The organism is Desertibaculum subflavum (assembly GCA_003576705.1).
GTDB lineage: Bacteria > Pseudomonadota > Alphaproteobacteria > Ferrovibrionales > Ferrovibrionaceae > Desertibaculum > Desertibaculum subflavum.
Window position 1 is genome coordinate 1 of sequence record QOZS01000101.1, and the last position, 9,126, is coordinate 9,126.

Consider the following 9,126-nt stretch of genomic DNA (forward strand, 5'->3'; position numbering starts at 1 on the left):
CTTCTCGTCCATCTCACTCGTCTCTTTCCATGGCATCGGCAGATCCCTCTCGCCGACCCACAAAAACTGTCAGGCATCTATCCGGTCTACTCTGTCCGATATCTAACCGGTTCGGACCAAAGAAAACCCCCTCCCGACCTCCCCCGCCTTCGGCAGGGGAGGGGCTTCGTTACAGCACCCCGCGCAGCACCAGGTATCCGCCGAGCGCGGTGAGGCCGAGGAAGAAGCAGCGGCGGAAAGTCTGCGCGCTGACCCGGAGCCGGATCCACTGGCCGAGCCACATGCCGGCGAGCGCGGGCGCGAGGGCGATCAGCGAGGCGCCGGCGATGTCGAAGCCGAACACCCCGTCGCGGGCGAGGCCGAGCGCGAGCGCGGCGGTCGAGATGGTGAAGGAGAGGCCGAGCGCCTGGACCAGTTCCTCCTTCTCCAGTCCGATCGCCTGCAGGAAGGGGACGGCGGGGATGACGAAGACACCGGTCGCCGCGGTGATCAGGCCCGTGAGCGCACCGATTGGCAGCCCGGCCCAGGCTTCGGTGCGTGGGCCGAGGTGGAGGCGTGGCGCCGCGAGGCCGGCGAGCGCGTAGACGATGAGGGCGGCGCCGAGCGCCGTTGCCGCGTGACCGGTCGGGTCGCGGGCGAGCAGGCCGCTGCCCGCCCAGGTGCCGAGGCAGATGCCGGCCAGCATCGGCCACAGCCGCCGGCCGAGCGCGATCAGGCGGCCGCCGGCCAGCATCTGCCAGATGTTGGTGACGGCGGAGGGGACGATGAGCAGCGCCGCCGCCTCGGCCGGCGGCATCAGGGCGCCGAGCAGGCCCATGGCGACGGTCGGCAGGCCGAGCCCGATCACGCCCTTGACCAGGCCGGCGAGCAGGAAGACGGGCAGGATGGCGAGGAGGAGATCGGACACGGGCCGGGCTTAGCGCAAGGCGCGGGTGGACGCTTCGGTCGGGGGCAAAGCTGGCTTTGTGTCGGCCGGACCCGCCCGATAGACTATCGATAACGACAGGGCTTGGCGGGAGAATGCTTCACATGCTGCAGGTGAGCGGCTACGGCGGGCGCGAGGCCGAGGTCGTCAAGATTCTGGAGGAGGACATCATATTCGGCCGGCTGACGCCCGGCGAGCGGTTGACCGAGGACGCGCTGCTGGCCCGCTTTCCGGTCACCCGGCACTTCATCCGCCAGGCGCTGGTCCAGCTCGAGAAGCTCGGCGTCGTGGTGCGCGAGCGCAACAAGGGCGCCACAGTCCGCACCATGGGCACCGACGAGGTGCGGCAGATCTATGAGGTGCGCGAGCTCTTGCAGCGCCACGCCGCCCTCAAGATCCCGCTGCCGGCGCCGGCCGGGCTGGTCGAGGAGCTGGAGGACATCCACGCCAAGTACTCGGCGCATGTCGACCGCGGCTATCTGCGCGGCGTGCACGAGATGAACGACGCCTTCCACGTCACCATGTTCGGCGCCTGCGGCAATCCCTATCTGGTGGAGGGGCTGGAGCATTACATGCGGCTGACCCTGGTCGTCCGGGCCAAGACCTTGGCCGACCGCGAGAAGCTGCTGGTCTCGCGGCGCGACCACGAGCGCATGATCGAGATGCTGCGCGGCACCGACAACGAGGCGCTGGCCCAGCTCTGCGTCGAGCATGTCTGGCCGAGCAAGATCCAGTATCTGGGCGAGATGGAGGCGCTGGCGGCCCCGGGCAAGGCGGCATGAGCCAGAACCGGCCGCCGAGAGGCCTGCGTTCGCGCCTCTCGCGCTATGGCGACGAGGAATTCGCTCTGTTCCTGCGCCGCGGCTTCCTGAAATCGGCCGGCTTCACCGACGAGGCGCTGGACCGGCCGATCGTCGGCGTGCTCAATACCTCCTCCGACTTCAATCCCTGCCACGGCACCGCGCCGCGCCTGGTCGAGGCGATCAGCCGCGGCGTGCGCATGGCCGGCGGCATCCCCTTCGCCTTCCCGACCGTGTCGCTGCACGAGGCGTTCAGCTACCCGACCTCGATGCTGCTGCGCAACCTGATGGCGATGGACGTGGAGGAGATGCTGAAGGCGCTCCCCCTGGATGCCGCCGTGCTGATCGGCGGCTGCGACAAGACCATCCCGGCCGAGCTGATGGGCGCGGTCAGCGCCGACGTGCCGGCCATCGTCATCCCGGTCGGCGCCATGCTGGCCGGCCGGCACGAAGGCACGCGGCTCGGCGCCTGCACCGATTGCCGGCGCCTCTGGGCGGGATTCCGTGCCGGCGAGATCGGCGCGGCCGATCTCGACCGCGCGCATGACCGGCTGATGCCGACCCAGGGCACCTGCATGGTGATGGGCACTGCCAGCACCATGGCCTCGATGGCGGAGACCATGGGCTTCACGCTCGCCGGCGCGGCGACGGCGCCGGCGGTGTCGTCGGAGCGCATGCGGCTCGCCGAGGCGACCGGCGGCCATGCCGTGAAGATGGCGACCACCGGTGCGCCGCGGCCGGGCGAACTTCTGACCAAGTCGGCCTTGCGCAATGCCATGGTGGTGCTGCAGGCGATCTCCGGCTCGACCAACGGCATTGTGCATCTCGCCGCCATCGCCGGCCGCGCCGGGCTGAAGTTCGATCTCGACGAGCTCGATCGCATCGGCCGCGAAGTCCCGGTGATCGCCGACCTGAAGCCGGCCGGCGGCAACTTCATCGAGGACCTGCACGCCGCCGGCGGCATTCCTGCGCTGCTGCGCCGCCTGCGCGACCATCTCGACCTCGCGGCGAAGACGGTGACGGGGGAGACGCTGGGCCAGGTGATCGAGCGCTGGGCGCCCTATACCGACGACCGCATCATCCGCCGGCTCGACGATCCGGTCGTCGCCGGCGAGGCGATCGCGGTGCTGCGCGGCAACCTTGCGCCGGACGGCGCCATCATCAAGCTGGCCGCGGCGACGCCCGCGCTCTGCACGCATCAGGGGCCGGCGCTGGTGTTCGACAACCTCGACGATCTTTCGGCGCGGATCGACGATCCGGCGCTGCCGGTGACGCCGGGCCATGTGCTGGTGTTGCGCAATGCCGGCCCGGTCGGCGCGCCCGGCATGCCGGAAGCCGGCGCGTTGCCGATCCCGAAGAAGCTGGCCCAGGCCGGCGTCAAGGACATGGTGCGGATCTCGGACGCCCGCATGAGCGGCACGGCGTTCGGCACCGTGGTGCTGCATGCGGCGCCGGAAGCGGCCAAAGGTGGCCCGCTCGCCCTGGTGCGCGACGGCGACCAGATCCGCATGGACCGCGCATCCCGCCGGCTCGACCTGCTGGTCGACGAGGCGGAGCTGGCCCGCCGCCGCGCCGCCTGGAAGCCGCCCGCCCTGCCGGCGCGCGGCTATGCCCGGCTCTACGCGGAGCGGGTCACGCAGGCCGATCAGGGCTGCGACTTCGACTTTCTTTCGGGCTGACGCGCAGGCCCAGCAGCGCGTTGCGCACCGCGACCAGCGCCGGGTTGTCCGGCTTGTCCTTGCGCTGGGCGAGTGCCAGCCGGCGGGTGAGGGGCGGCTTCAGCGGGCGCACCGCCAGGCTGCCGACCGTGAGCTTGCCGGCCACCGCCTCGACCGGCAGCAGCGCCGCGCCGATGCCGGTCGCCACCACGTTCTTGATCGCCTCGATGCTGGCGAGCTCCATGCGCGGGCTGGGCTCGACGCCGCCGGCCCGTACCCATCCGACCGCCGTGCTGTTCAGCCGCGCGCCGGCATTGTCGGTGACCAGGACGTGGCGGGCGAAATCGGTCGGGGTCACTTCCTTCGGCAGGTTGCGGGTGCCGGCGGCAAAGACAGCGACCAGCGGATCCTCGCGCAGGAAGGTGATGGCAAGCCCGCCTTCGTCGATCGGCAGCGACAGGACGGCGAGGTCGATCTCGTTGGCGTGCAGCTGGGCCACCATGGCGTCGGTGGTGGTGGTGCTGATGGCAAGCCCGAGCTTGGGATGCTCGCGCCGGAGCCGGCGCAGCAGCGGCGGCAGCAGATAGGCGAGCGCGGCGGTACCGCAGCCGAACCTGACCGTGCCCATGCCGGTGCCGGCGAAGCTCCGCATCGCCTCCGCCGCGAGCTCCGACTGGCGCAGGATCGCCTCGGCATGCTGCATCAGCTCGCGCCCGGCCGGCGTCGGATGCGCCTTCTTGCCCAGCCGCTCGATCAGCTGCACGCCGAGGCGCGTCTCCAGTCCGCGGATCTGCAGGCTGATGGCGGAGGGGCTGAGATGCAGCCGCTCGGCCGCGCGCGAGAAGCTCGCGAGGCGCGTCACCTCGAGAAAGGCATTGAGCTGATCCGGACTGAGCCCCCGCATGGGCGGAGGAAATCGCATTGCCGCGGCGAAGACAACGGATTCCTCGCGTGTGCTGACGCCGTTGCTCGTTTCTTAGGCGGCTGCGCGGATGCAGAAGCTCGCGAAGCTCTCTGCGATCGCGGCACGGTCGAGGCCGCGCATGATGAAGACGATGCGCGAGCGGCGGTCGTCGCCCTCCGGCCAGGCCTCGAGCTGGACCGGCGGATGGAAGACGTGGTGCACGCCGTGGATCGCCACCGGTGCCGACTCGCCGGCGAGGTTGAGGATGCCCTTAACCCTGAGCAGATCCTCGCCGCGCTCGCGTCGGATCGCGGCGAGCCAGTCGTGCACGGCCTGCCAGTCGAGCGGTTCGTCAAAGGCAAGGCAGAAGCTCTCGATATCGGTGCCGTGGCGATTGAGGTCGTGCGCATGGACTGGTGCGTCGTAGGCCTCGGCATTGAGCCAGCGCCGCACATCGGCGGTCTTGCGCGCCGGATCGAACAACGCGGCGCCGAACAGACGCTCGGGCTCGATCGCGCCGTGCCGGACTTCGTGCATGCCGGCGCCGGGATTGAGGAATCCGAGACGCAGCCGCAAGGCCTGCATCTGGTCGGCGGTCGCGAGATCCGCCTTGGTAATCAACAGCCGGTCCGCGATGGCTGCCTGCTTCACCGGCTCGCGATGCTCATCGAGCTGGCGTGCGCCATGCACTGCGTCGACCGTGGTGATCACCGCGTCGAGCCGGAAGTCGTGCGCCGTCAGTGGATGGTTCAGCAGGAGCTGCACGATCGGCGCCGGATCGGCAAGCCCGGTCGTCTCGATCAGCACGCGCTCGAACGGCGGCAGCGCGCCCTTCGCGCGCTTGGCAGCGATGTCGCGCAAGGTCGTCTCGAGGTCGCTGCGCACGGTGCAGCAGACACAGCCCGACTGCATCAGCACGGTCTCGCCGTCGACCCGCTCGTACAGCAGGTGGTCCAGGCCGACATCGCCGAACTCGTTGACCACGACCAGGGTGGCGGCCATGCCGGGATGCCGCAACAGGCGGTTGATCAGCGTCGTCTTGCCGCTGCCGAGGAAGCCGGTGACCAGCGATACCGGCATGCGTGCCGCCGAGCGGTCACGGTCGAACAGGCTCATGCGATTTCCTCCCCGTCGCCGCAATTTAAGGAGGCGGCCAGACGAGGCGCAAGAACCGACAAGTGATTGCCTGAACAATTAACCAGTATGTTGTTGCGTTGTGACAAAGATGGTCGCGCTTGACTTGTGCAATTGGGCAGCGAACCATCGGCCCGTCGAAGATCTGCGCCCTGCCTACTGGCCGCGCAGAAGAAGAAGGGGAGGGTGGATCAAATGACCGACCAGGCGGATCACGCGCAGAATCATGAACCGGAAGAAGTCGCCTCGCCGGAGCGGCGTGACTTCTTCAAGACCGCGGCCGCGATCGGCGCCGCCGGCGCGGTGGCGGCCGGTGTCGCCGGCAAGTTCGGCATGGCGCCGATTTCCACGGCCCAGGCACAGACCCAGGCGCAATGGTGGCCATCGCGCTGGGGCGCCGCCGACGAGGCGGGCTCGACCAATTGGATCACGCCGCAGAAGGTGCTCGACGCGGCCAAGCTGATCCGGACGGGCAAGATCTACAAGATCGGGCGGGTCTACGAGCAGGGCATGCCGCTGTTCGGCGCCCGCGCCTTCGCGCTTCGCATTCCCGGCGGTCCCACCGGCGGACCGTTCGGCAAGAACAAGCTGATCTACAACGACGAGTATCTGGCGACCGAGATCGGCCAGGTCGGCACCCAGTTCGACGGGCTCGGCCATATCGGCATCCAGGTCGGGCCCGACGGCGACAAGAACCAGATGCGCTATTACAACGGCTTCACCGCCCAGGAGATCAACGACGCCTATGGGCTGAAGAAGCTCGGCACCGAGAAATTGAAGCCGATCTTCACCCGCGCCCATCTGGTCGATGTGGTGCCGCTCAAGGGCCGCATGTGGGATGCCGGCGAGGAGATCACCGTCGCCAACATCATCGCCGCGCTGTCCCGCGTCGGCATTGCCGAGCGTGACGTCAAGGAGGGTGACGCCATCCTGTTCCACACGGGCTGGGGTCAGCTCTGGATGAAGAACAACGACAAGTACAATGCCGGCTGCCCCGGCATCGGCATGGAAGCGGCGCAGTGGATCGCCAAGAAGGGCCTCTGCCTCACCGGCGCCGACACCTGGCCGACCGAGGTGATCCCGAACCCGGACAAGGATCTGGCCTTCCCGGTGCATGGCGAGCTGATCACCAAGAACGGCATAGTCAACCACGAGAACCTGATCTTCGACGATCTGCTGAAGGACAATGTCTACCAGTTCGTCTACTGCTTCTCGCCCTCGCCGATCAAAGGCGCGACCGGAAGCAACGGCTGCCCCATTGCGATCACCTGACGATCGCGGCGGATTTCGCTAAAGACGGGCGGGCTCATGGAGCCCGCCCGTTTCGTTTCCGGAGTCCTGCCCGTGTCCGCATCCGACGCCGCGCCGCCTGCGACGATCAGCTTCGACGACTTCCTCAAGGTCGATATCCGTATCGGCACCGTCGTCGAAGCCGAGCCGTTCCCGGAGGCGCGCAAGCCCGCCATCAAGCTGAAGGTCGATTTCGGTCCGGCGATCGGCGTCAAGAAGAGCTCGGCCCAGATCACCCGCCACTACACGCCGGAACAGCTGGTCGGCCGGCAAGTCGTCGCCGTGGTGAATTTCCCGCCGCGGCAGATCGGCCGGTTCATGTCGGAAGTCCTGTGCCTGGGTCTGCCCGACGAAGCCGGCGAAGTCGTGCTGCTTCGGCCGGATCTGGCGGTACCCGACGGTGGGCGAATGTTTTGATTGCCGCTACTGGAGAATACAAAATCCGGACATTGTGCGATTTCGCAAGTAATTATTAATTCCGCTCCCTGTAAAACGGCGAAAGTGCCCACTGTGTAGGCAAATGCCTATGCAACCGGCAGTACTATGGGGGAGTGAAACATATGTTCGGTCAGTTGCTATCAATCCGCAATTCGCTGATTGGCATCGTCCTGCTGCTGGTCTTGCCTTTGTCAGCCCTGGCGATGCTGGAAGCTGTGCGCGCCTGGCAGCAGAGCGCCCATGCCGTCGAAACCAGCGAACGCAACCTGATTGCCGATCGCCTGATCGAAGCGGCGGCGCAATGGGCGCGCGAGCGCGGTGCCGCCAATGCCGCACTCAACGGCGCTTCGGCAATCGAAGCCGCCGCGCGCAAGGCGGTCGAGACGGCGCGCCAAGCCGGCGACGCCGCGCTCGTCGAGGCGCTCGACCATCTGAAGCGGCCGGACATGCAGTTTGCGGACCGCGATTCGTTGATCGCCGCGGCCGAGCAGCAACATCGTGCCGTCGTCGAGATGCGGCGCAAGGTAGACGATGCGATCGGCAAGCCGCGCGAGCAGCGCGACGCGGCGGTCGTCGCCGCCTGGGTGCCGGCGATCACCAAGATGATCGAAGCCTCGCGCGATGTGCGCATGGCGGCCGATCTCAAATCCACCACGACCGAAGCGCGGCTCGCCGCCTATGGCGACCTCAAACACTTCACCTGGATCATGGCGGAGTTCGCGGGGCGCGAACGTGCGCAGATTGCCGGCGCCATCGCCTCCGGCAAGCCGATCGCGCCGGCTGCCCTTGATCAGATCGGGCAGGCGCATGGCAGCGCCATGCGGGCCTGGGTGCAGATCGACGCGGCAACGCGCTGGCACCTGAACGACCCCAAGATCCGCCAGATGGCCGAAGCGGTACGCGCTTCCTTCCTGGAGCAGATCGAGACCGATCGGACCGCCATTCTGAGCGCGAGCGCCGAGGGCAAGCCCTACCCGCTGACCGCCGCGGCGTGGTTCGAGAAGGCGACGCGGTCGGTCGACACGATGCTGGCGCTCGGTGCCGCCGCCTCCGCATCGGCGCACGATCTGGCCGATGAGCTCGAAGGCGAGAGTAACCAAGCGCTGGTGCTCTGGGGCGCGCTGGCCGTTGCCGTCTTCGCGCTCGGCACGGTGGCGATCTGGCTCGCCAGCTTCCGCGTCTCGGCCGCGATCACCCGCATGGTGCAGGCCATGGGACAGCTCGCCGGCGGCGATAAGGCAACCGAAGTGCCTTCGCTCGGCCGCGCCGACGAGATCGGCGCCATGGCGGCGGCGGTCGAGGTGTTCAAGCAGGGCATGATCGAGAACGAGCGCCTGCAATACGAGGCCGAGCAGAACCGCCTGCGCGAGGAAGCTGCCGAGCGCGAACGGGAGGCGCGCGAGCGGGCCGCCGAGGAAGAGGCACGGCAGGCGGAAGAGCGCCGCGAGCGCGAAGCGGCGGAGGCTAAGCGCAAGGCGGAAGACGAGAAGCGTGCCGCGGAGGAGCGCATGCGTATGGAGGCCGAGGCGAAGCGGAAATCGGAAATGAATGCGCTTGCCGACGGTTTCGAGGCGACGGTTATGGCCGTGGTTAACACCGTCTCGTCCTCCGCCACCGAGATGCAGAGCTCTTCGACCGCGCTCTCCGCCACGGCGGAGGAGACCAGCCGGCAGAGCACGGCGGTGGCCGCGGCGTCGGAGCAGGCTTCGGCCAACGTGCAGACGGTTGCCTCCGCGTCCGAGGAGCTGTCGGCCTCGATCAGCGAGATCAGCCGGCAGGTATCGGAATCGACCCGCACGGCGGCGGAGGCGGTGGCGCAGGCGCAGTCGACCGGCAAGACGGTGGACGGCCTCGCCGAGGCCGCGAGCAAGATCGGCGAGGTGGTCAACCTGATCACCAACATCGCCAGCCAGACCAACCTCTTGGCGCTGAACGCCACGATCGAGGCGGCGCGCGCCGGCGAGGCGGGCAAGGGCT

The 9,126-nt window shown here is 68.3% G+C and carries 8 protein-coding genes; 5 read left to right on the top strand and 3 right to left on the bottom strand.

Translation table 11 applies throughout. From position 1 onward, the window contains the following. Positions 1 to 169: 169 nt before the first annotated feature. A complete protein-coding gene (locus DT074_RS27055) occupies positions 170 to 907 on the bottom strand; it encodes a sulfite exporter TauE/SafE family protein (RefSeq protein ID WP_119422956.1) in 738 nt (245 codons plus the stop codon). Between the two features lie 122 nt (positions 908 to 1,029). On the opposite strand from DT074_RS27055, the gene DT074_RS27060 reads away from it, so the two are divergent. After that, a complete protein-coding gene (locus tag DT074_RS27060) occupies positions 1,030 to 1,707 on the top strand; it encodes a GntR family transcriptional regulator (protein ID WP_119422957.1) in 678 nt (225 codons plus the stop codon). Further along, complete coding sequence (locus tag DT074_RS27065; RefSeq protein WP_119422958.1) at positions 1,704 to 3,404, top strand: dihydroxy-acid dehydratase; 1,701 nt, start codon at positions 1,704 to 1,706, stop codon at positions 3,402 to 3,404. The genes DT074_RS27060 and DT074_RS27065 overlap by 4 nt, the downstream gene beginning before the upstream one ends. Here the strand turns inward: DT074_RS27065 and DT074_RS27070 are convergent. Both DT074_RS27070 and DT074_RS27075 read right to left on the bottom strand, forming a co-directional pair. After that, positions 3,358 to 4,287: a LysR family transcriptional regulator gene (locus DT074_RS27070; protein ID WP_162915270.1), complete on the bottom strand. Its 930-nt coding sequence runs from the start codon at positions 4,285 to 4,287 to the stop codon at positions 3,358 to 3,360. The two genes, DT074_RS27065 and DT074_RS27070, sit on opposite strands and share 47 nt — an antisense overlap. Positions 4,288 to 4,359: 72 nt before the next feature. After that, positions 4,360 to 5,403 carry a CobW family GTP-binding protein gene (locus DT074_RS27075; RefSeq protein WP_119422960.1) on the bottom strand — a complete coding sequence of 348 codons (1,044 nt, stop codon included), beginning with the start codon at positions 5,401 to 5,403 and terminating at the stop codon, positions 4,360 to 4,362. 213 nt (positions 5,404 to 5,616) lie between these two features. On the opposite strand from DT074_RS27075, the gene DT074_RS27080 reads away from it, so the two are divergent. The 3 genes from DT074_RS27080 to DT074_RS27090 form a co-directional block, all read left to right on the top strand. After that, complete coding sequence (locus DT074_RS27080; protein ID WP_119422961.1) at positions 5,617 to 6,693, top strand: cyclase family protein; 1,077 nt, start codon at positions 5,617 to 5,619, stop codon at positions 6,691 to 6,693. Positions 6,694 to 6,729: 36 nt separating this feature from the next. After that, positions 6,730 to 7,128: a tRNA-binding protein gene (locus DT074_RS27085; RefSeq protein WP_119422962.1), complete on the top strand. Its 399-nt coding sequence runs from the start codon at positions 6,730 to 6,732 to the stop codon at positions 7,126 to 7,128. Positions 7,129 to 7,271: 143 nt separating this feature from the next. Beyond that, a partial coding sequence (locus tag DT074_RS27090) for a methyl-accepting chemotaxis protein (RefSeq protein ID WP_162915271.1) occupies positions 7,272 to 9,126 on the top strand: 1,855 nt, incomplete at its 3' end.

Coding starts and splice junctions, on each gene's coding strand:
- DT074_RS27080 (WP_119422961.1), top strand. CDS start 5,617: ATGACCGACCAGGCGGATCACGCGCAGAATCATGAACCGGAAGAAGTC.
- DT074_RS27085 (WP_119422962.1), top strand. CDS start 6,730: ATGGAGCCCGCCCGTTTCGTTTCCGGAGTCCTGCCCGTGTCCGCATCC.
- DT074_RS27070 (WP_162915270.1), bottom strand. CDS start 4,287: ATGCGGGGGCTCAGTCCGGATCAGCTCAATGCCTTTCTCGAGGTGACG.
- DT074_RS27065 (WP_119422958.1), top strand. CDS start 1,704: ATGAGCCAGAACCGGCCGCCGAGAGGCCTGCGTTCGCGCCTCTCGCGC.
- DT074_RS27075 (WP_119422960.1), bottom strand. CDS start 5,403: ATGAGCCTGTTCGACCGTGACCGCTCGGCGGCACGCATGCCGGTATCG.
- DT074_RS27060 (WP_119422957.1), top strand. CDS start 1,030: ATGCTGCAGGTGAGCGGCTACGGCGGGCGCGAGGCCGAGGTCGTCAAG.